Origin of the sequence: Roseinatronobacter alkalisoli, from assembly GCF_028745735.1 — a bacterium.
Lineage (GTDB): Bacteria > Pseudomonadota > Alphaproteobacteria > Rhodobacterales > Rhodobacteraceae > Roseinatronobacter > Roseinatronobacter alkalisoli.
In genome coordinates this window covers 1-20,875 of the sequence record NZ_JAQZSM010000028.1, presented here as the reverse complement: position 1 = coordinate 20,875, position 20,875 = coordinate 1, and the positions used below count along the sequence as shown (strand labels likewise).

The following is a 20,875-nucleotide window of genomic DNA, read 5'->3' as shown; positions in this document are numbered from 1 at the left end:
GATTCTGCGATTTCTGAGCCTGCGTCAGTCGAAAATCTCAACCAACTCCACGCGCCTGTTCTGCGCGCGGCCATTCTCTGTCCGGTTGGTGGTGATTGGTGACATCGGCCCCGCTCCGGCTGCGCGCAAACGCGCGCTGTCGATGCCCCCTGTGTTGCCAAGCCAGCTTACAACAGCCTGCGCGCGCTCTACCGACAGTCTGAGGTTGTAGTCGAAGCTGCCGACGCCGTCTGTATGCCCGACGACCAGAAGCTTCAGTTCTGGTCTGTTACGCAGCAGGTCAGCCACGGTTCCAAGGGCGCGGGCCGATTCCGGCAGAATTTCGGCGCGGTCGAATTCGAACAGGATCGCGTTGACGATGACGCGACCGTCACGCACCAGACCCGACTCAAGTTCTTCGACCTCCTGTGGAACCATCACCACCTCTGGTTCCTGTTCCTGCTCGGGTTCCGGTGCTGGGGAAAACAGGTCCAGCGGTGCCATCTCTTCAATCTCGACAGCATTGATTATCATCCGGCGTGCATTCTGTCGGCTGAAGAAAGAAACCCCGATGATGGTCTGTTCATCTGGACTGCGCACAAGGATATAGGCATTGCTCTCTGACGTGGTGCTGGGGGTGCGGGACAGGAAGCCGCTCTGGTACGAAATGAAGGTGAAACCGTCACGAATGCTGAGTTCTTCACCTATGCCGGAGAAGATGGTTTCAAATTCACTGCTCTCGAAATGCTGAAGATAGCCACGATACAGGCGCAGCAAGGACAGCTCCAACCCGTCGACCGTGTATTCCATCTGGCGCCACGCGCCCTCGACTTGCAGTGTTTCTTCGAATTCTGGCTCGCGGCCACCCGGATGCGGCGACGCCAGAAACTCGATTTCCGCAAAATCGGTGAAGTCGTCACGGGTGATGTAGCCTTCGGCAGGAAGGGGCACCATCGGGTGCGGGGCCGCATCTTCGATGGCGGGTTGTGCCATGACAGGCTGTGCGGCAACCGTTAAGCATAGTGCCGCGATCAGGCTGGCCGTGACGACTGCGATCGTGCTTCTGAACATCCTGTGGTTCCTTTGTTGCGTGAATGTTGGTAGAATTCTAGCCTCGCAAGCCTGATGCTTCCCCCTTCAAACATATGGGGCGCGTCAGGTTCGGTGTTTTGTGCGACGACGTCGGGGATAATCCGGACTTTGCATGGCCCACCAGCACACCAGCGATGTGCCTGATTGGGCAGATACGATCTGCATCGCATCGGCGTGCCACAGGCCATGCTCGACCAGCAATTCTGTTGCCTGCGCCCCCTCGTGCCGTGCGGTCGGCGCCTGTCCCAGTTCGGTTACGGCCCCGCTGACAGCGGAGGGTTGCAGATTTGTGCAGGACTGGCCAAAAGACTCCATATCCAGTGGATTGGGAGAGGTGCAGACCTAAGGGCCACAGTCGAGAGTGCCAGCTGTTGCGATTTCATGGCGTGCGGCGACCACGAACCGGCCCCCTCGGGAATGATCTCGACAATCTTTTCTGTTGTCCAGAGTCGGTCGTGGCGGACACATCCTTCCTGCGCAGAAAACATCTCAACCGCGCGGGCGACGGGCGGCAGATTGGCATCTGGCCAGCGGAATGCGCCGGGATCAGCCGGTTTGCGCACAGGCAGTGTTGAATCCAGTTTGGTGACATCCAGCGCCTCTGACTCACCAAGAAACTCTGCGATCAGGGTGTTCAGATCCGGTTGGGTTGGGATGCTGGCAGGGCGGTCGTTTGGTCAGGGCGTGGCGGAACCGGGGCCGCGATGACATGCCGCTCCAACCCCTCAAACCCCTGCCGCCAGACCGAGATCAGTGCGATAACGGGCGTGTCTGCTTGCGGATATCCGGCAGAGACGATAGCATCAATCCGATAGGATTCGGCGCAACCCCGCGAGGCGGGAATGCGCCGGTCCTCATGCAAACAATGGCAGCGCCACCGGGTTGCAGCAATTCCAGCCGATACCCGCGCAGCGTATCAGGGTGCAGACAGTAGTCGGCCGCAGCAGGCACGGACAGGTCAGACAACCTGAGCGCAAACTCCCTCATCGGTTGCGCAATGGGGCGATCCCGGTTCGGAATGGAAACGCGTATGACCTCTTGCGGCAGATGCGTCTGTCCTATGTCGGCCGCATACAGCACAGTAGCGGGGCGGCGAATGCGCAAGTCCTGCAACATGGTGGCCGCGCTGTCCATGGCTTCACGGCACACTTGCTCCAGCGCCTCGAACGGGACGGCTTCGACCTCGATCATCGAGGATTCGTTGCGACCAGCCCGAAAGGGGGTGCCGGAAACCCATGCATTTTGCGTCAGATCGACGACAAATACAGTCGCATAGGGCAGGCCAGAGCCGCGCTGCAAGCCATATGTCTTGAAGGCGAAATATTGTCCGTCCTCGGAAAACCCGATGCCCCACCGCCTAGTCCGCCCGCTCAAAGAGGCCCTCATATCGCTTCACTAACCCGGCGTCGTCGACGTGAATCATCGCTTCGAACCCCATGGCAAGGCCAAGATCGCGGTAACGAAAGCACCTGTTGTCAATTCGATCATAGGCTTGGCGCGACCGTGCGACGCTCACCGACACACCATCGACGTAGGCGATATCAAGAACAAGGGTGTCGCTATCGGCTCCCATGAGCCTGTGCAGTGCGAGCGTGTTGCAGAAAGGCGTAAGCGAGAGATCAACCTCGCTTGTTCCGTCCAGATCGGGCCGGTTCTGGCCATCGACCTTCCAACCGTCGCCTGTCCGGTCGAGGCGCAGCGCCTTATGACCGTCATTGCCGTCGCGTGAAACGGCAACGCTGAGAACTGACCATTTGCTGTCAAGATGCCAGTCATGGTCGATACGACAACCGCCGTCCTCAGTTGTCAGGATCGTCCCTTTGACGAAAATCCCGGCATCGTCCTCCACAACCAAGAGCCGCTCCAGCCCGTCGGTGTCCAAGCGCCGCCAGAAGATCGTTCTGGTGATAGCCATCAGGAGTTTCTCCGCTTTCTCATACTGACTCAACGACGCAACGGATGGCAGCTTCCAGACCATGCCTGATGGTCAATTAGTCTCCGACGGTGGAAGTGGACTCATCGCGTCGGATGTCGGCATTCATGCCCTTTCATTGAGCAGCGCCATCGTATCGGCTGTTTCCTTGTCGGCCGGAAAGAAGGCTTCTATCGTAACCTCGGACAACGTGACATCGACTGCCGTTCCGAAAACTGTTGTCGTGGTCAGGAAAGATAACGGCCCGGCACTGCTCTTCAGCCGGAGAGGCACCGCGATCGTCTGGAAGTGACCGTGAACGGCGCGATCAGGCCGCATCACCCTAGGATGCGGAAGCGCCTCCAACTCGTCTCTGAGAGCGGCAAGCGCCGGATCGGCTGAGCGCTCGATTTCGTGGGCGAGGCGGGTCAGGACGTGATGGCGCCATTCCGCTAGATTGAGGATGCGCGACGCCAGTCCGTCGGGGTGGAGGCTCAGGCGCAGAACATTCACATCCCCTTCCAGAAGATAAGGGGTGACTCCTGCCAGCAGGTGGGACACGGCAGTGTTTGCCGACAGCAATGTCCAGTGACGATCAACCGCCAGTGCCGGGTGAGGAAGATGCCCGCGTCGAGCGCAAGCGCGAGCTGACTAAGGTGGCGGCGCTGCCGCCACTGCTTTAGGAGAAACCCGATACTATCCGTATTCGCTTTCATTTGGTTACAGTAACCAACACCAAGCAGCATGACCATTACCTCTGAAGTAATCGACCTACGATCACGGCTGTACGATGATCGCTCCATCATTCCGCCACCCGCGATGGGTGGCCAATTGTAGATGGAGGCTACCATGACCAATCTCGAACGCCGATTCTCCTTGCAGACCATCCTCGCCTTCGATGCGACCACTTGTGCGGCTATGGGCATGCTGTTGGTTCTTGCATCCGGAACGATCGCAGACCTGACGGCGATCCAATGATCGCTCCTGTTCCTTGCTGGTCTTTTTTTGCTCCCGATTGCGATCTTCATGGCGATCTTCACCCATACTTCAACCGTCCCGGCCTGGGCCCTGCAGGTGATCGTCGCAGGTAAAACGTGCTTTGGGTTCTGGGCAGCATGCTTCTGCCGATCATCGGACTGATCGCACCCAACGGTTTGGGATGGCTCTTCCTAATCGTGCAGGCCATCGTCGTCGCCATGCTTGCGGGCCTGGAATGGGACGCGCGGAAACATTCCAATGTTGTCCCTTGCTCCCGGGAAAGGAGAGCTTCATAACCTGCTATGCCGTATGCCATCGTGGATGACGCCGAAAAGGAGTGCCGCGGTTCCGAACCGTTAGACGAAGCGGGGCGCATCACAGCCAATCCGACACATGCATGCAGAAGCCCATGAGAATAACGGGCCGGAATTGACTGCGAAGATATGCGCAACCCGGATGAGTGACATCGATCCCATGAGAACGGAAAACAGAAAAAAGGGCTTGTCCCAAATGCCCGATTAGAGAAGCGTCCATTGACTGCCCAGACCCACCGGCCTAACTTCTGCCAGTCTGAAACAGGTTAGGCTCGGGAAGGTTGGCCCGGCCCCCGCCCCTGCGGGTCCTTCCGTTGCTAGCCAACGGCCCAAGGCTATCAGGGCGTCTGCACGGTGCAGGGGCCGATAGAAAAGGGCATGACATGAAACCCAGAATCTCTGTTGTGACGCTCGGGGTTGCCGACCTTGAACGATCGCTTTCTTTCTACCGCGATGGGCTTGGGCTGCCGACGCAAGGCATCATCGGGCGGGAGTTCGAGCATGGCGCGGTCGTGTTCTTCGACCTGGCGGGCGGTTTGAAACTCGCCCTTTGGGCGCAGAGCGACATTGCCTATGATACCGGGTTGCCGATGCAGCCCGTCAGCCCGACTTCCGTCACAATCGGGCACAATGTGGCGCGGCGCGAGGAGGTTGATCAGGGCATGGAGGCTGCGGCGGGGGCAGGCGCGAAAGTGATCAAACCCGCGCAGGATACGTTCTACGGCGGCTACGCGGGCTATTTCTGCGACCCCGATGGCCACCTGTGGGAAATCGTCTGGAACCCGGACCTGCTTCCACCGGATGAATGATGACACTTTCAAAGGCCACTGGCCCCACCGAGGATGTTCCATGATATGCAGACAGGACACCAAAAGTTCGGGAGAAAGCTTGCTATGACCGTTCGACGCATTGTTGCCAACATTGACGCGGAGTCCGTCAACGCCGTTCGGAAATTCTACGTTGATTTGTTTGGGCTGAAAGCCGTTATGGATCATGGTTGGATCGTGACATTGGCTTCGGGCCAGACGGCAAGCGTGCAGTTGAGCATTGCCACGGAAGGCGGGTCAGGCACTCCGGTTCCAGACTTCTCCATAGAAGTCGAGGACGTCGATGCCGCTTATGCGCGAGCGAAGGCTCTTGGTCATGACATTATCTACGATCTCACCAATGAGCCGTGGGGCGTCCGCCGCTTCTATGTTCGCGATCCGGCGGGAAAGCTTCTAAACATCCTCTCTCACCCCAACTGAACGGCGGCTGCGGGCGCGTTTCAGCTTTGCGGCGGGCAGCTTGACTCCGCTCACCTGTTCAAGTGGAAATCAACACTCCGCCTATTCTGTTGAAAAACTCTGCAGGGCCTGAATCATCCTGAAAAATCGGAAATTTGTTCCCGTACGATGCTGCTCAGAAAACGCCGTTTCCATAAACGCCCTTGCCAGGGATGGTTTCCTGGCAAAACGACCATCCTGCGCGATGGTGAGTTTTTCAACAGCATCCGCCCAAAGCGATCACTCACCCCAAGTCTCGTCGCTGCAACGAGACGTCACCAAGCAGCCGTTGGCACTAACTGCCGTATCAATGCCGAACGATATCCGATTGCCCAAGTCTGTGTTGGCTTCAGGGTCTCTGAGATCCTTGACCTCCTTCATCAGGACGGCAAGCGAAGACAGAAAGTCCTGGTAGCCGGTCACAATAAGGCAGTCACCCGCGGTGATGTGGGTCCGGTAGAGGTTGATATCGGGGTGGTAGATATTGGTCCCGACACTAGGCGCGACGACACTGTCGGGCTTGCCCGGGGTAGAGACCTTCGGCTTGTCGATCTTGTGTGGTTTTTGGCGCAGCCAATTTGGAAGTGAAAACAATGGATAATACCGGATCAGGGCGAGGTATCATGACTATGGCGATTGATTGCAGCGTGCAGCAAGGGATCTATTCTCAGCTAGCGCAGTACAGAACGTCAGCTTTCAATTCACAACGGCTGACATCTGACACGAGCCCCAGTTTGCTATCTCCCAGTGAACTGCCATCGCTGGAGGCGGCCAGAGCAGCCGACAGCTTACAGTATGCTGCGTATGCAATGCCGCAATGTCATAGTCGGCATTCCGCCCACTGCGTTGGTGGGCTCTGTCTTGACGTGGTCTGGCCCAAAACGGTCGTTCTGCGTATGGCGCGGCTTTCCCGTCAATTGCCGTTCAGACGAAGCGCAGCGTTGTACCGGAAGCAGCTTCAAGATGGCCCCTCGGACAGCTTTCACTCTGAAGAGGCCCTATGCGAGAAGGGTGGGAGGGCTTTCGTCGGTGCCACATGGCATTTGCAGAGCCCTAAGCAAGTGGGGGTCCGCAATTTATGGCTTATCCCAACTCAATCCAGTGGAAAGACGGGCCTTGGCACTTTGTGATATGTCAGCTTGCGCAGGTCCGGAGAGCAGAGCGCGCCGCTGTCACTGACGATGATCCGGTCTGCAATGGGCGCGAAGGCTGCCCGGAAATGCTGTTGCGATTTGAGGGCCACGATACAGTGTTGCGCCGGATCAATGCCGAAGGCGCGGAATTGCTGCAAGTCCAGCATCTGGCCGGGGTTGGACACGATCAGCACATCCACCCCCGCCACACGCAGAACCGCCGTCGTCCCCCACTCGCCTTGCAGGCCACCCAGAATCGGGCCATCGCCGGTGTAATGTCCATCTGACAACAAGCTGACTGTACCGGTCACGGTGATCGGCCCACCTCCATATTGCGGATCGGTCTTGCCCCCCAGTGGCAGGGTCACCATGGTGCCGACAGCTTGCGTGTGCAGAAAGGCTGCAGCCTCGGGGTCGACCATCGGGCCGAAACACGCGCCACTCACGCCCGCGTTCAAGAGGGCCGACAAAAGACCCGGCGCATCGCCGTAGCTGCCAGCCCCTGGATTGTCGGCATAGTCGACGATGATCAGAGGGCCGGGGCTTGAATGCGCCAGCGCTTCGGCGGCGGCCTGATCGGGGGTAAGGAAGTGGTTTACGACCTCGTTGCGTCGCTCCCATATATCTTCGACAATCTTTTCGGCAAAGGCCAGATGCACAGCCGCATCGCCAGTATAGGTGACCAGCACGCTCGGCCCCAATTCGGGAATATCGGCATTGCCAAAGCCTGCATTGATACTGACTGCCAGCGCACCTGAACTTTCCTCATGCTCTCGGGCAAGGGCGTGGCGCGCGATCATTGGACCTACATCGGTGCGGCCACTATTGGCTTCTTCCAGCATCGGGCGGGTTACCCGCAGTGTGCGGGGGGTGATGATCTCGCCGCTCATGGTGCGGTGCAGGATTGACGCCGCGCGGTGGCCTGTCTCGCGCATGTCGACATGCGGATAGGTGCGGTAGGAAATCAAGATTTGCGCAAGCGCGCACATCCGCGCCGTGACATTGGCATGCGGGTCCAGCGTCACGGCTATCGGCAACTCAGGGCCAACGACTGCGCGCAGGCGTTCCAGCAATAACCCCTCGCCATCGGGGTAGTCTTCGACCACCATCGCACCATGCAGGCCAAGAATGATCCCGTCGAGTGGCCCGGCGCTGGCTGCCGCGATGATGTGCCCGGCGATGGTTTCAAACGCCTCTCGCGTCACAGGGCCCGAGGGCGAGGCCGACGTGCTGATGGCGTGGCGGGTCTTCCAGCCATGCAGTCGCGCGACATCCATAAAACCGGCAAGGTCGGTGTTGGCGTCGCTGCGCTGCGCAACGGCATTGTCCCCGACCAGAAACACCCGCCCGCGGAACGCGTCAATATCCGTGGGGCGGATGCTGAACGTATTGGACTCATGCGCAAACTCTGCTGTCAGTACGGAAAAACTCATGGCAGCTTCACCTTGTGTTCAGCCTTGCGGGTGGTGACAGGCGATCTGATGGCCACTGGACGCGCTCTCAAGCGCAGGCCGGTCAGAGTGGCAAAGGGGCGTGGCGGCAGGGCAGCGCGCGGCAAAGGCACAGCCGGGCGGCAGGTTGAAGGGGCTGGGAATCTCGCCCTTGAGGATTTGCACCTGTTTTCGCCGGGTCGGGTCAGGTTCGAAATGACTGTTTGTCAGGGCCTGCGCGTAAGGGTGATGCGGCGTGTCGCGCGCCTTTGGCAGTACCTCGACCACGCGACCCATATACATCACCACCACCTGATCGCAGAAATAGCGCACAAGGCTTAGGTCATGACTGATGAACAGGTAGGTCAGACCCAGATCACGCTGCAACCCCTCCAGCAAGGCAATGATCTGCGCCTGAATCGACACATCCAGCGAGGCCGTCGGCTCGTCCAGCACCAGAAACGACGGGTTCAGCGCCAGCGCGCGGGCAATGCCGACCCGTTGCTTCTGCCCGCCCGACAACTGATGCGGGTAGCTTGCTGCAAGATCAGGGTTCAGGCCGACCATGGACATCAACTCTTGCAACCGCGCCTCCGCGTCGGGCAACGGCGTGCGCTGCACCTGATAGGGCTCCAACAAGGTGCGGCGGATGGTGTAGCGCGGGTCGATCGCGGAATAGGGGTCCTGAAACACCATTTGCATATTCCGGCGCATCTTGCGCATCGCGCCGGGGGACAACGTGCCCAGATCGGTGTCGTCATAGGTCACGCTGCCAGATGAAGCCGAAATCAGGCGCAATACAAGCCGCCCCAGCGTGGATTTGCCACAACCGGATTCCCCGACAACTCCGGTAACGCTGCCGCGCGGAATGTCCAGCGTCACGTCATCCACCGCCCGCATGACACGCCGGGCCTTGAGAAATCCCGACCCGGTCGAGAAATCGCGTGTCAGACCCAATAGGGAAACCAGTGCGCTCATGTGACCACCTCGTGCAGATGGCAAGCGACACTGCCTGTGGGTTGCGCCGTTGTCGGGGGTACTGTTCGGGCGCACACCTGCATCGCATCGCCACAGCGCGGATGAAACCGGCACCCTTTCGGATAGTTCAGCACACCCGGCACTGTTCCAGGAATGCCCAGAAGCGTCCCTTCGGCCTGATCGCGCGAGGGGATGCAGCCGATTAAGCTGGCGGTGTAGGGATGACATGGGCTGGCAAAGATAGCCTGCGTGGTGTTCGTCTCGGCCACGCGTCCGGCATAAAGCACCACCACCCGGTTGCAGGCCTGCGCCACTACACCCATGTCATGGGTAATCAGTATTAACGCAAGATCACGCGCGCGCACCAGATCGACCATGATCTGGATGATCTGCGCCTGAATGGTCACATCCAGCGCTGTCGTCGGCTCGTCCGCGATGATCAAGTCAGGGTCTGCGGCCAGCGCCATCGCAATGACGATGCGCTGTTTCATCCCGCCTGAAAGCTGATGCGGATAGGCCCTGTGCAACGTCTCTGCATCCGGGATGCGCAATTGCTGCATCAGATCAATGCTGCGCGCTTTGGCCGCTGGCTTTGACAGACGCAGATGCAGAAGCGACACCTGATCAATCTGCGCGCCGATCCTTACGATCGGATCGAGCGAGGTCATGGGGTTCTGACTTATCAGCGCGATCCGCTTGCCGCGCAGGCGGCGGTAGCTGCTGTCGCGCAGCCCGACCAGTTCCTGCCCGTCAAACAGGATCGACCCAGAGCTAACGCGCCCCCCGATCCGCCCCAGAAGGCCCATGACCGCCATAGCCGTCAGCGACTTGCCCGAACCGGATTCGCCCACTAGCCCAAGGATTTCGCCTTTGTGCGCCTCGAAAGACACATCGTCCAGCGGCGACAGAGTGCCGATGGTCACGCCAAGACCGCTTACTGTCAGAAGCGCCATGTCACACATCCCTCAGGCGGCTGCGGATATTCAGCGCGTCAATCAGTGCATCACCGAACAGGTTGATGGAAATCACAGTCAGCGCGATGGCCGCCCCCGGAAACAGGATGATCCAAGGCGCGATGAATATCTGCGCCGTGCCCGACGACATCATCGCCCCCCAGCTTGGGATCGGCGGCTGCGCGCCCAGGCCGAAAAAGCCAAGTGTCGCCTCGAGTATGATCGCGTCACCGATAGCCAGCATGCCCGCCACGATGACCGGCGTGATGGCATTGGGCAGCAGGTGGCGAAAGATGACATGGAAATGCCCCGCGCCCAGATTTACTGTCGCCTCGATATACGTCTCTTGTCGCAGCGCCATTACTTGGGCTCGCGTCAGCCGGGTAAATTGCGCCAGATAGGCGATGGATATGGCAATGATGATGCTCTCAGTCCCCGTGCCGATAATCGCAATGAGGATCAGCGCAATCAGGATTTCCGGGAAGGACCATGTCAGATCTACCACGGCCGTCACGACCCTGTCGAACATGCCGCCGAAATATCCGGCGATGGCACCAAAGGTCATCCCGACAACGACCGATATGCTGATCGCAGTCACTGCCACGGTCAACGAGGTGCGCGCTCCGTGGATGATGCGGGACAGCAGGTCTCGGCCAAACTCATCGGTTCCAAGCCAGTGGAGGGCATTGGGCGATGTGTTGGACCCCGGAAGGTTCTGGAGTGCATAGCCATAAGGCGCGATGAGTGGGGCAAACAGCGCGCAAGCGATGACCAGCATCAGCACAAATGCCGAGGCCCCGCCGCGCGGGGTATGCACCACGCCCCAAAGAAACCGCAATGCCATCACTTCATTCCTTCGCGAATGCGGGGGTCCATTATGGCCTGCACGATGTCGCCCAGCAGCGTGCCCAGCATCACCGCAATCGCCAGCATCAGCAGACAGCCCTGCACCACCGGATAGTCGCGCTGGTTGAGCGAGGTGATCAGGAGCGACCCCAGACCGGGGCGCGCAAAGACAAACTCTACCGCTACGGCACCGCCCAGTATCCAGCCGATCCGAAGGCTGAGGATGGTGACCACTGGCATCATTGCGTGGCGCAGGACCGAGCCTAGTTCAATCCGCCAGCGCGACACGCCCTTGGCATGCAGCATCATTACGAAATCGCGCCGCGCTATGTCCATCATGGCCACGCGCGTCACCCGCGCGACCAGCGCTACCCCGCCCAGCCCGATTGTCAGTACCGGCAGGACCAAAGCCGAAGCCGTGCGCGCGCCAGAAACCGGAAACCAGCCCAGAGTGACTGCGAAAAGTAGGATCATCAGCAAGGCCAGCCAGAAGCTTGGAACGGTTGAACCGAGCAGGATGACGGTCATCACGCCGCGGTCGAACCATGTGTCGCGGTAGATCGCGGCGATTGCGCCGGCGGTTATGCCGACTACTGTGGAAAACACCAGCGCCAGAGACCCGAGCGCCAGCGAATGTGGCAAGTTTTGCGCGATTAAGTCCGCCACGGGGCGGCGCAGGATGATCGCATCCCCCAGATCGCCCTGCACCATCTTGCTGAACCAGTTGACATATTGCGCCCAAATCGGCTGATCCAGCCCGTAGCGCGCGACCAGCGCTGCCTTTTCCGCCGGGGTTGCACCCACACGGATGATGTTGTCGATCGGATCACCCGGCACCAGATGCACGAGCATGAAAATCACAACCGAAATCGCCAGAAACACCGGGATCAGCATGAGCAGTCGCTTGACAGTGAACAGAAGCATCACACCCCCAGATTTCGGCATCGCGACCGGGCGCACCTAACGCGCGCCCGGCCACAGGGCTTATTTTACATCGATGTCCAGAAAGGTCTGGCTCTGCACGCGAGTGGAGCGGATCTGCTCCGGCACGCTGAGCGTGGTGCTGGAATAGGCGAAGGACTGCACCGGCTGATAGATCGGCGCAAAGACGAACTGCGTCAGCACATATTCATGATAGGCGGTGAAATTTGCAACCCGCTCATCCCATGTGCGCGAGCCAGTCATGGCCAGAATGCGCATTTCCTCTGCAGGCTCATCGTCCCACATCGACACATTCGGGTAGCCGATACGGTCGGAACTGAAAAACCAGTCAAGGATATCCGCGTTCTCCCAGGAATAGGACCGGACCGCCAGCTGGTGTTCGGTGCCCTTGCGGTATTCGGCATTGATGCTCGACGGGTCCAGAACCGTGATATCCGCGTTGATCCCCACTGCTATCAGCTGCGCCTGAATAACCTCGGTGATGCGCCTGAACTCGGTGCCGTTCTGGGTCCAGAGTTTCACATTCAGTGCTTGACCATCCTTCGCACGCACGCCATTCGTGCCCACGACCCAGCCCGCTTCATCCAGAAGCGCCTGCGCGCGCTCGGGATTGTAGCTGATGCGCAGGGCGTCATCGACATTCGATTCCAGCAGGGAGTCATTGAGGAATGTGTCCGCTGCCGCACCAAGACCGCCATAGAGATTATCGACGATCTCTGCCTGATTGACCGCCAGTGCTGTGGCTTCGCGTACGCGAATGTCATCGAATGGGGCGACGGTCGTGTTGATGGGCATGTAGAACAATTCCCGACCGGGCAGCGTGACCATCGTCACGTCGGATTCATTGTCCAACATGCTGCGGAAATCGGCCGGGACGCTGAGCAACATATCGACGCCGCCAGTGCGCATTTCCAAAAATGCAGTGCTGTCATCGCCGATCTCGCGGAAGGTCAGGCGTGCCAGGTGCGGCGGGCCCTGATTGACCGACAGCGCCGAGGCGGCTGAATAGGCTTCATTGCGTACAAGCACAGTGTCCTGCCCGACAGTATAGCTTTCCAGAATGAACGGCCCTGTGCCGATGGCACCGGTCACACCGTACTGATCGCCCAGTTCTTCATAGGCCTTGGGGGACGGCACACCCATGAAACTGGATGCCATGTTTGACAACAGGTTCGGGTCCGGGTTCTTCATGATGAAGCGCACGGTCAGATCATCAACGATCTCCACGCTTTCGATGGCTTCAGTCATGAACGCGTTTTCGGTGCCTTCAAACTGCGGCACCCACCATGCAATTGTTTCTGCGTTGAACGGCTCGCCATCGTGGAAGGTTACATCGGGGCGCAGCGTGAATGTCCAGGTCATACCGTCCTCGGATGTCTCCCAGGCAGTCGCAAGCTGGCCATGATAGCTTTGGTCCGCGTCCTGCAGGACCATGCGGTCATAGATCAACGTGGTCGCGACATTCAGCTTGGTGCCGCGGATGGGATCATAGCTTGGCGCGCCGACTTCGCGCGCGGGCAGCACCATCGTCGCCTCCTGCGCGATAAGCGCCGAGGACAGGCCAGTGACAAGAAATGTTGTTGAAAGCAGCGTGCCCGCAATGGCACGCTTGGTAAGCGTTTGCATAGTTTATTCCCTTGTTGGTTCAAGTTTTTCGTGAAGTTTCTTAAGTGCCGCTTGCCCCGGCGGGGCCGGTCGGATCGCCGAAATAGCCAGTGTAGCGGCTATAGAGGCGTGCGATTTCATTCATGCGTTGCTCAACCGAGTGCCCAAGTTCCAAAAAGACGCCATTAACCAGAAGATTAGCAAGGCTTGCCATCTGGGCGGCAGATTCCCAGAATAGGTTGAACTCGGTCTGCACCACGAACATCTCGTCCGCGAGGGAGTGGCCCCAGTCGCAAAACGGATCGGTGATCAGCGTCACTGGAATTCCCGCGTTCTTTGCATCCTGCGCCAGAAGCTGCGCCATCCGCGAATACCGCCGCCCCTCAAAGATCACGAGGCAGGGGGAACCGGGGCCTGCAGCCAGCAGTTCCCCAAAATTGCCGCCCGCAAGATCCAGAAGATGCACACGGTCGCGGATATACTGCAGCTGGTTCACAAACACCTGCGCCATTCCACGCTCGGTCTGAAACCCGATCGCATAGACCGCCGAAGCCGAGGCCAGCCGTTTGACCGCCCGCGCCCATTCCGGGGTCCGTGCCAGCTCATAGACCGCGACCAATGCTGCAATTTCCAGTTTCAGCCCATGTGCGATCTGGTCTTCGCCTGCCTTTGCCTGGTTCTCAAACTCACGCAGGCGATCAGCAATCAGCCACGGCCGGTCACCGATATCGCGCCGCATGTGATCCTTAAGATCCCGAAAGCTTTTGTAACCCAAGGTGCGGCAGAACCGACCAACTGTTGCCTCGGACGCGCCCACCTTCATCGCAAGGCTGGCTGCTGTTTCGAACGGCAAATTGTTCAGCTCCGCCAGCATGTAAGACGCGATCAGGCGGTCAGCCTTGGAGGCCGTCGCGAGACTTTCCGAGAGGCGATGACGCAGCGAATCAGGCAACGGGAGCATCCTTTCGTTCTAAATACTGTATGACAGAAAACTTGCAAAAATCCCAACGAAATTATTTTACTTGCAAACGTAGTAGATTGGGGCGCTTGTAGGCGCGGAAGGCGATGCCTTTTGTCGCAGGTGATTTGCCGTGCGTCTGGTTGTGGCGCGCCTTGTTGGCGGCCCGAGGGGAGAACATCATGCAGTACGACTTCTTGGTTGTAGGCGCGGGGGTATCTGGCGCCGCAGTCGCGCATGAACTGGTCCGCCATGGCTCCGTTCTGCTGCTGGAGGCAGAGGCGACCCCCGGCTATCACGCAACCGGGCGTTCGGCGGCATTGTTCACCCCACATCAAGGCACGCCCCTTGTTCAGGCGATCAACCGCGCCAGCGCTGAATTCTTCGCAACACCACCCTCCGGCTTCAGCGCTCAGCCACTACTGTCCCCGCGCGGCGGGCTGACCATTGCCGAACCGGGGCAAGAGCATTGCCTTAGCGCCTTGCTGGCCCTGTCCGCACCGGGCCGCGACGTGAACGAGATCAGCGTCGAAGCCGCCCTGGCGCTGGTACCACTGCTGCGCCCAGAGCGCGTTGGCGCGGCTGTCCACGAGCCAGGCGTTGCTGACATAGATGTCGCAGCGCTGCATCAGGGTTTTTTGCGCAGCGTCAAGCGACATGGCGGCACTCTGGCCTGCGGGCAACGGATCTGTGGGCTGTCCCACAACGAGGGGCTGTGGACTGCACGCACATCCGACAGCAGCTTTCAGGCCCGCATCATCATAAATGCCGCCGGGGCCTGGGCCGATCATGTGGCCGCACTTGCGGGCGCGCGACCGATAGGTCTGGTCCCCAAGCGCCGTACAGCGATCATCGTAGATGCACCGCCCGACTTCGACCCCCGCCCTATGCCCGCTGTGGATTTCACAGCGAGCGATGCCTATTTCAAGCCCGATGGTGGCCGGATCATGGCCTCGCTCGGTGATCAGGAAGCTGTAGATGCTCAGGATATCCAAGCTGATGAATGGGAAATAGCGGTGCTTGCTGACTGGCTTCAACGCGAGACCCGGGTGACGATCCAGAAGATAAACCACAGCTGGGCAGGCTTGCGGTCCTTCGTAGTGGATGAAAATCCGGTCATTGGATTTGATGATGAGCTGCCCAATTTCTTCTGGCTTGCTGGACAGGGCGGCTACGGGATCATGATGGCTCCGGCACTTGGTCAAGCGGCCGCTGCCCTCGCGCTCCACCACGATATGCCTATCGAACTGACGAGCCAGGGCCTTGTCACGGCGGATCTGCAGAAAATTCGGCCAGCTTTGGAGCGACACGGCGAAGTCTTGAGATGACCGAACGGCTTCATGTGCGATCAATTCAGAAGAGTAGGAAGCGCGCCCACTGGGGCCCAGAATGCTGCTTCATATTCATTTTGCTGCGGTGACGTAAAGTTTTCGATGATCAGTTGAGCCAAATTCGCTGCAACGAATATGAATGACCGCTTCGGGGCGTCTCACTGTGGCAGCCAAATGGCCGCGTGGACCAATCGCGCCTTGCATGCTGATTTTGCGACCGGAACATTGCATAGACCGGTTCCTGCGCACTGGGGCCTTTTCACGGCGGACATCGCGACTGGCAGCTTTAGTCATATGCTGCGGATGCGATGCTGCACTGCCATCAGTCGGCTTCCCGCCCAGTGCGAAGGCGTTGGCCAGATCGGCGTACTCGGCCCTTACCTGCCGCTCGCCGACTTGCTCGGTGCTGCATCGCAGATTCACCAGACCGGACATTCTTACGTCATATCACGTGGCGCAAATTCGAGACCGAAGGGGTGTCTTATCCGCTACCGCCGCTCATTTGCCTTGAGTGTGCTGGGGGCTCTTGCCGTCCTGTTTCTTGCCACAGCGTGGTGCTGGTGGTCTGATCTGCGCAATTGGGACGCCGAGTTGGCCGCCGGCACCACACCACTATTGATCAATCAACCCTCTTTCTGGATGATAGACATGGTCGCGATCTCTATTCTACCCCTTTTGGGCAAAACATCGAAAGTCATGGTACACCGGAGCATCTTCGGCACGCTGATCCTCTGGGGGCTAGGGGCGCCTATAATTATCTATGTAGCCTTTCTGACGAAGGCTGAAGAACAGGGTTATCTGGTCGCTTCAAGATCAAAGGTGTTGTTGTTTGGCGAGCAGGTGCTGTACATTTCGCGAGTCAGGAAAACGCGCATGCCAGATAAAATCGAAAATCCTGATGCCTCCGGCCCAGATGGCCACCCCCAGATATTTACTGCCTTTGAGAGAATGGAAATCCGAAAGGTTCAGGATCTGATCGCTGCGGGTGCGAATCTAAATGCGCGCGGAAATGCTCAGGGGACACCCTTGCTGATTGCCGCGAAGGGCGAGAACTGGCAGACGGTAGAAGTGTTGCTACATGCTGGCGCCGAGCCACTTGCGGCGGATGTAACCGGTTTCACAGTGCTATGGGTGGCCGCAACGTCACGTATACGACCAGAAACCAAGGGTGGTCAGGCGCTCAATCGTGTTCGCCAGATCCTGAATGATCGCGGCATAATCCGGATAGTCTTGCCACCCCGCGAGGTCGAGCGGCTGCTGGCAGAGGGGCGTTGGCCGCCTGTGCCACAATGAGGGGCTCACGCTCCGTCATGGTCGCCATGCTGGTGGCGCTGGTTTCGTCTATTTCTGGGGTGCCCGTGGCAAAGTCTCAGATCGATATCACGGCCAACGGCCCGGATGGGCTGCCGGGGGTCTTCTGGCTGATCAAACAGCGCGATCGGGCCGCCGTCGAGGCTTGGCTGGATGCCGGTGGCGATATCGAGGCGCAGGGGTTCCATCGCGCAACCCCGATTCTTGCTGCTGCAATCGTGGATAACTGGCCGATGGTGCTGTATTTGATCGAGCGCGGCGCGCGTATGGATTTGGCGGATGGACGTGGCTATACCCTACCATATCGGGCCAATTCGACCCGTGTGGACACCAATGGCATCTTCGGATCCTCTCTGAATGCCGTGCGCGCGCATCTAGCGCAGGCAGGGCTGTTGAGCCAAGTCTACACGCCTGAACAGGTACGTGCGATGATGGCCGAGGGGAAATGGCCGCCTGCTCCGTGACCATCCGCGAAACGATCGGATGACACAGGCGGCTTCCTGCACCTTGCATGGACGACTGCCTGTTCAACGTGGTCGGCCCTCTGCTGCCGTTTAGTGTCTGTGTCATGCGGTAAAGCGGCTTCACCGAACCAGACATTCAGGCGCGGCGCAGCATAGGACCGAAGCGCAGAACTATCGCCGAAGATTGCCGTTAAGCAGGAGCATGATTCCCTTGCGTACCATTTCCAGATCCCGCCAGAACCTTCGCGCCGATCCACTCCTCACCCATCATCTGCAAACACATCGCCCGATGCTGCGTCCATCGCCCCGCCGCAATCAATTGAATCACCAAGCCGCGCGATGGGGCGGCCATTGACGAACACGCTGCCGGATCCGCCGGACACGCTGCGTGGATGTGGCGGGCACTTGCTGCACCCATGCGGCGCTACCGCATCGCCCTGCCGTAATGCGGGGATGCCGTTCAAATTGACATCGGGGCTGCCGGTGATCGCAGGCGATGGCGGAAAGCAACCATGTCCGGACGCGATGTCACCTGTTCGGGAAATTGCGGGCATTCAGGACCTCTCTGCAAAAGTTATGCGGCTGTGTTGATACCGATGCAAGCCGGTCCGTGCTCCGTTTTCGATCATCACATAATTTACCAGTGGCATGTTTCGCCACATCTCAGGGTGCCACTTGTTTTAGCGGGCCCACAGCATAACCAGCAAGACATGTACGGAAAAGGCGTGTGCTGTGCCAATCGACGGCGGGGTCCAGACTACGCGGACGGGAGCAATAACCCAAGTGGACGGCGCGATTACCCATCACAATAACACATTGTTTCTGGTCTTCGCGTTCTCGGCAGGACGCTAGGGCAACCTGCATGATGGGCGCGAATTCGGCAGCATCTATGGCCTCTTGTGTAATCTCGCCACCATTGCAGACTTCTGCGGTCGCGCGGGCAATTTCCGGCTGTTGTTGTGCAGCGTGCGAACACGGCATCGTGCTTGCCACCAGTGCGGGGAAATCTCGATAGACATGGTTCCCCTCGAGTTCGGCCAACCGGCGCAACCGGTCTCCAGATGTCGGGCCGATAGTATCTGAACTTATAACGCGGTCGCTCCATGTGTAAGGATACAACTTATCAAGGTCCTCTGGGCGATAGAGACTCTTGTCAAACCTTTCTCCATATCCTCGAGTCAGAAAGCCAGCAACAACCTCCTGACACTCGTCCTTTATGCTCTCCAATCCTGTGATGCTTCTTATTCTCCGACAATACTCTTTCGTGACATCTGGAGAGACAGCAAAAGTTATTTTGTAAAATACCTCGACATTGACGAGGTCCCGCAGAGCGTCACGCCCCTCTAGGAAACGGTTGAACAGGTCTGTTTCATGGAGGCTCAGATCCAGACTATGATCCATGAACCAGATTGCATCGTTTACAGGCATAGTGAGCAGCGCATCTCTGTCCAGCGTTGCCATAACTTCATCAAAATCCTCTTCGAGAATACCGCTGATCCGGATAGATTCCGCAATGACAGCTCCGCTACCGACAACCAGCAATAGAAAGGATAGCAAACCAGCTTTTAGCCGAGAGGGGTAAAACCGTATTCTCATTCGTCAAATGCTCCTTCCAACCCCATAATGTCAGTTTCGTCGAGTGCCTCTCGTTGTGCTGACGGGCTGATAGGCTTTGCCATGAGGTCGTCAAAGCCGATTTTGGGAATATGATGCGCATCAAACGCGGCCAATATAGCGTAGCTATCCAAATCCCATGAGGGGACGTCCTGAATGATCATTGCAAGACTGGTGACGAAATCTTCTACCGTATCATAGAATGGATCAACCTTTGAAATATATGCAGCTACCTCGACAAAATCGGGGTGCTGCGCACGGCTTTCAAGCTGCTGTCGGCAGAGCGCTTTCACCTGATTTCCTCTGAAATCCATAGCCCAACCTACCGTAAGTTGTTCATAAACGTCAGCAGTAGCGCCAAGACCGCGTGTGGCATATTGGACTCGTCTGGCGACACTAGCAATTCGATTGTAACTGGGTTGTGTTACTCCGGCGGATTGCAGGGCTCTTCGAGCATATATTGCATAGCGATCTGTGAAGGATTCTACTGATGCCGGTCCGCCTCTTGGCAAATTCATATTTTCAATCGTTGTCTGCAGCGCGCCGTCTGCACCGAAATCACCCTCGCTTGCCCAAGGTCTGTTCAGCGACAATGCCCCTCTTGCGTTGGAGCACGCTTCCTGGCCCAGTGAACAGAAGCGATTTGCAACAAATCTATCAATTTCGTCAGCCATCAGTTCAGATCCACCCTGCCAGATTTAACCTTGAAATGTTCCTTCATTTCAAAAACAGCCTTGTTGCCAATAAAGGTAATTGTACCGTCTTCCTGCAATGTGATAGACGAAGCCCCGCATGACAATGTGATCGTTTGATCTGCGATCACGTCTATACCATCCCTGCTTTCCATCTCGATACTTTCACCTGATCGCATCGCGATTCTGCGTCCTGCAATGATTTCCTTCACAAACCCCGCGACTTCAGATGATGCTAGTCCGACGACTTCAGCCTTGTTCTTTTCTATTACGATTGTTGCAGAACCCTCCCCAGGAGAAAGAATACCAGGGATACCAAGTCTGTAAGCGGCCTTTCCTACTCCGCCCAAAAGCATTGTCATCGTTTTTGATATAAAATGAGCTATCGCAGATGGACCAACTTGCAACGCATAATTGCCACCAATGATTTCGGAATGTGACCCTTCTACTTCAATTCGTTTGTTGTGACCCACGCTCTGGATCCAATTATTATCGATGCGCTCCGAGTGGTTGTTCTGGACCTTTTCATTCCGATCCTTCTGCGCATGGACGTATATCTCCTCACGCCCTGCCTCATCTTCGAACCGCAATTCGTTGAAACCTGCGCCTTTGTGCGTATCCGTCCGGAAGGTGCTGCGGGTCTTGTGCTTGCGCAGTTCATACGGCACCTTGTTGCGCCCGTTATAGACACAGCCCGTCACCAGCGGCTGGTCCGGGTCGCCGTCGAGGAACTCGACCACCACCTCCATGCCCACGCGCGGGATCACCATGCCGCCCCAGCCATTGCCAGCCCAGGATTGCGACACGCGGCAGCGCATGGAATTGGCCTTGTTGAGGTCCCAGTGGAAGCGCACCAGGATCCGGCCGTATTCGTCGCAATCGATCTCCTCGCCCTCGGCGCCCACCACCATCGCCGTTTGCGGGCCGCGCACATCGGCGAGGGGGGTCTTTCTCTCAGGCAGCATCGGCGCTGTGCCGGGCATCAGCACATAGCGCCCGCGATAGGCCAGATCATCGCCCCTGGTCCCGCCTGTGCCGTAATTATCCGAGGTATAGGAATGACTTGCCACAAGGCACA

The 20,875-nt window shown here is 58.2% G+C and carries 20 protein-coding genes and 2 pseudogenes; 6 read left to right on the top strand and 16 right to left on the bottom strand.

Features of this window, described 5'->3' with window-relative positions; genetic code table 11:
* Positions 1 to 24 precede the first annotated feature (24 nt).
* From PUT78_RS19390 to PUT78_RS19375, 4 genes and pseudogenes are all read right to left on the bottom strand, one after another.
* On the bottom strand, positions 25 to 1,050 hold the full coding sequence (locus PUT78_RS19390) for an OmpA family protein (protein WP_274353924.1): 1,026 nt from the start codon (positions 1,048 to 1,050) through the stop codon (positions 25 to 27).
* Positions 1,051 to 1,705: 655 nt separating this feature from the next.
* A pseudogene (locus tag PUT78_RS19385) lies at positions 1,706 to 2,457 on the bottom strand (DUF2259 domain-containing protein).
* Positions 2,429 to 2,986, bottom strand: a complete 558-nt coding sequence (locus tag PUT78_RS19380; RefSeq protein WP_274353922.1) for a putative glycolipid-binding domain-containing protein — start codon at positions 2,984 to 2,986, stop codon at positions 2,429 to 2,431. Before PUT78_RS19380 ends, PUT78_RS19385 begins: the two are co-directional and overlap by 29 nt.
* Before the next feature lie 123 nt (positions 2,987 to 3,109).
* Positions 3,110 to 3,595, bottom strand: a pseudogene (locus PUT78_RS19375) (MmyB family transcriptional regulator); the annotation flags it as partial.
* A 237-nt stretch (positions 3,596 to 3,832) separates the two neighbouring features.
* On the opposite strand from PUT78_RS19375, the gene PUT78_RS19370 reads away from it, so the two are divergent.
* The 3 genes from PUT78_RS19370 to PUT78_RS19360 all read left to right on the top strand — a co-directional run bounded on the left by PUT78_RS19370 (position 3,833) and on the right by PUT78_RS19360 (position 5,522).
* The gene (locus PUT78_RS19370; RefSeq protein ID WP_274353921.1) at positions 3,833 to 3,961 is read left to right on the top strand and encodes a hypothetical protein; all 129 of its coding nucleotides are present in this window, start codon (positions 3,833 to 3,835) and stop codon (positions 3,959 to 3,961) included.
* A gap of 697 nt (positions 3,962 to 4,658) precedes the next feature.
* Positions 4,659 to 5,084: a VOC family protein gene (locus PUT78_RS19365; RefSeq protein WP_274353920.1), complete on the top strand. Its 426-nt coding sequence runs from the start codon at positions 4,659 to 4,661 to the stop codon at positions 5,082 to 5,084.
* 84 nt (positions 5,085 to 5,168) lie between these two features.
* Positions 5,169 to 5,522 (top strand): VOC family protein, encoded by a 354-nt coding sequence (locus PUT78_RS19360; RefSeq protein ID WP_274353919.1) that lies wholly within the window; start codon positions 5,169 to 5,171, stop codon positions 5,520 to 5,522.
* 258 nt (positions 5,523 to 5,780) lie between these two features.
* Here the strand turns inward: PUT78_RS19360 and PUT78_RS19355 are convergent, their stop codons facing one another.
* The 8 genes from PUT78_RS19355 to PUT78_RS19320 form a co-directional block, all read right to left on the bottom strand.
* Complete coding sequence (locus tag PUT78_RS19355; protein ID WP_274353918.1) at positions 5,781 to 6,134, bottom strand: hypothetical protein; 354 nt, start codon at positions 6,132 to 6,134, stop codon at positions 5,781 to 5,783.
* 499 nt (positions 6,135 to 6,633) lie between these two features.
* Positions 6,634 to 8,106, bottom strand: a complete 1,473-nt coding sequence (locus PUT78_RS19350; RefSeq protein WP_274353917.1) for a M81 family metallopeptidase — start codon at positions 8,104 to 8,106, stop codon at positions 6,634 to 6,636.
* Positions 8,107 to 8,124: 18 nt separating this feature from the next.
* Entirely contained in the window at positions 8,125 to 9,081 is a 957-nt protein-coding gene (locus tag PUT78_RS19345) for an ABC transporter ATP-binding protein (RefSeq protein ID WP_274353916.1), read from the bottom strand.
* On the bottom strand, positions 9,078 to 10,034 hold the full coding sequence (locus PUT78_RS19340) for an ABC transporter ATP-binding protein (RefSeq protein WP_274353915.1): 957 nt from the start codon (positions 10,032 to 10,034) through the stop codon (positions 9,078 to 9,080). Before PUT78_RS19340 ends, PUT78_RS19345 begins: the two co-directional genes overlap by 4 nt.
* Before the next feature lies 1 nt (position 10,035).
* Complete coding sequence (locus PUT78_RS19335) at positions 10,036 to 10,878, bottom strand: ABC transporter permease (protein WP_274353914.1); 843 nt, start codon at positions 10,876 to 10,878, stop codon at positions 10,036 to 10,038.
* On the bottom strand, positions 10,878 to 11,804 hold the full coding sequence (locus PUT78_RS19330; RefSeq protein ID WP_274353913.1) for an ABC transporter permease: 927 nt from the start codon (positions 11,802 to 11,804) through the stop codon (positions 10,878 to 10,880). Before PUT78_RS19330 ends, PUT78_RS19335 begins: the two co-directional genes overlap by 1 nt.
* A 60-nt stretch (positions 11,805 to 11,864) precedes the next feature.
* Positions 11,865 to 13,448, bottom strand: a complete 1,584-nt coding sequence (locus tag PUT78_RS19325; protein WP_274353912.1) for an ABC transporter substrate-binding protein — start codon at positions 13,446 to 13,448, stop codon at positions 11,865 to 11,867.
* A 40-nt stretch (positions 13,449 to 13,488) separates the two neighbouring features.
* Complete coding sequence (locus PUT78_RS19320; RefSeq protein WP_274353911.1) at positions 13,489 to 14,379, bottom strand: MurR/RpiR family transcriptional regulator; 891 nt, start codon at positions 14,377 to 14,379, stop codon at positions 13,489 to 13,491.
* A gap of 188 nt (positions 14,380 to 14,567) precedes the next feature.
* On the opposite strand from PUT78_RS19320, the gene PUT78_RS19315 reads away from it, so the two are divergent.
* The 3 genes from PUT78_RS19315 to PUT78_RS19305 all read left to right on the top strand — a co-directional run bounded on the left by PUT78_RS19315 (position 14,568) and on the right by PUT78_RS19305 (position 17,491).
* On the top strand, positions 14,568 to 15,713 hold the full coding sequence (locus PUT78_RS19315) for an NAD(P)/FAD-dependent oxidoreductase (protein ID WP_274353910.1): 1,146 nt from the start codon (positions 14,568 to 14,570) through the stop codon (positions 15,711 to 15,713).
* A 138-nt stretch (positions 15,714 to 15,851) separates the two neighbouring features.
* Positions 15,852 to 17,009, top strand: a complete 1,158-nt coding sequence (locus tag PUT78_RS19310) for an ankyrin repeat domain-containing protein (protein ID WP_274353909.1) — start codon at positions 15,852 to 15,854, stop codon at positions 17,007 to 17,009.
* Between the two features lie 17 nt (positions 17,010 to 17,026).
* Positions 17,027 to 17,491 carry a hypothetical protein gene (locus PUT78_RS19305; RefSeq protein ID WP_274353908.1) on the top strand — a complete coding sequence of 155 codons (465 nt, stop codon included), beginning with the start codon at positions 17,027 to 17,029 and terminating at the stop codon, positions 17,489 to 17,491.
* A 260-nt stretch (positions 17,492 to 17,751) separates the two neighbouring features.
* On the opposite strand, the gene PUT78_RS19300 is transcribed toward PUT78_RS19305, so the two are convergent.
* The 4 genes from PUT78_RS19300 to PUT78_RS19285 all read right to left on the bottom strand — a co-directional run.
* Positions 17,752 to 18,045: a PAAR domain-containing protein gene (locus tag PUT78_RS19300; RefSeq protein WP_274353907.1), complete on the bottom strand. Its 294-nt coding sequence runs from the start codon at positions 18,043 to 18,045 to the stop codon at positions 17,752 to 17,754.
* 109 nt (positions 18,046 to 18,154) lie between these two features.
* Positions 18,155 to 19,087, bottom strand: coding sequence for a hypothetical protein (locus PUT78_RS19295; protein WP_274353906.1), 933 nt, complete (start codon positions 19,085 to 19,087; stop codon positions 18,155 to 18,157).
* A complete protein-coding gene (locus tag PUT78_RS19290; RefSeq protein ID WP_274353905.1) occupies positions 19,084 to 19,779 on the bottom strand; it encodes a hypothetical protein in 696 nt (231 codons plus the stop codon). The genes PUT78_RS19295 and PUT78_RS19290 overlap by 4 nt, the downstream gene beginning before the upstream one ends.
* Positions 19,779 to 20,875, bottom strand: a 1,097-nt coding sequence (locus PUT78_RS19285) for a type VI secretion system Vgr family protein (RefSeq protein ID WP_274353904.1), incomplete at its 5' end; no start/stop codon positions are given. The genes PUT78_RS19290 and PUT78_RS19285, both read right to left, overlap by 1 nt.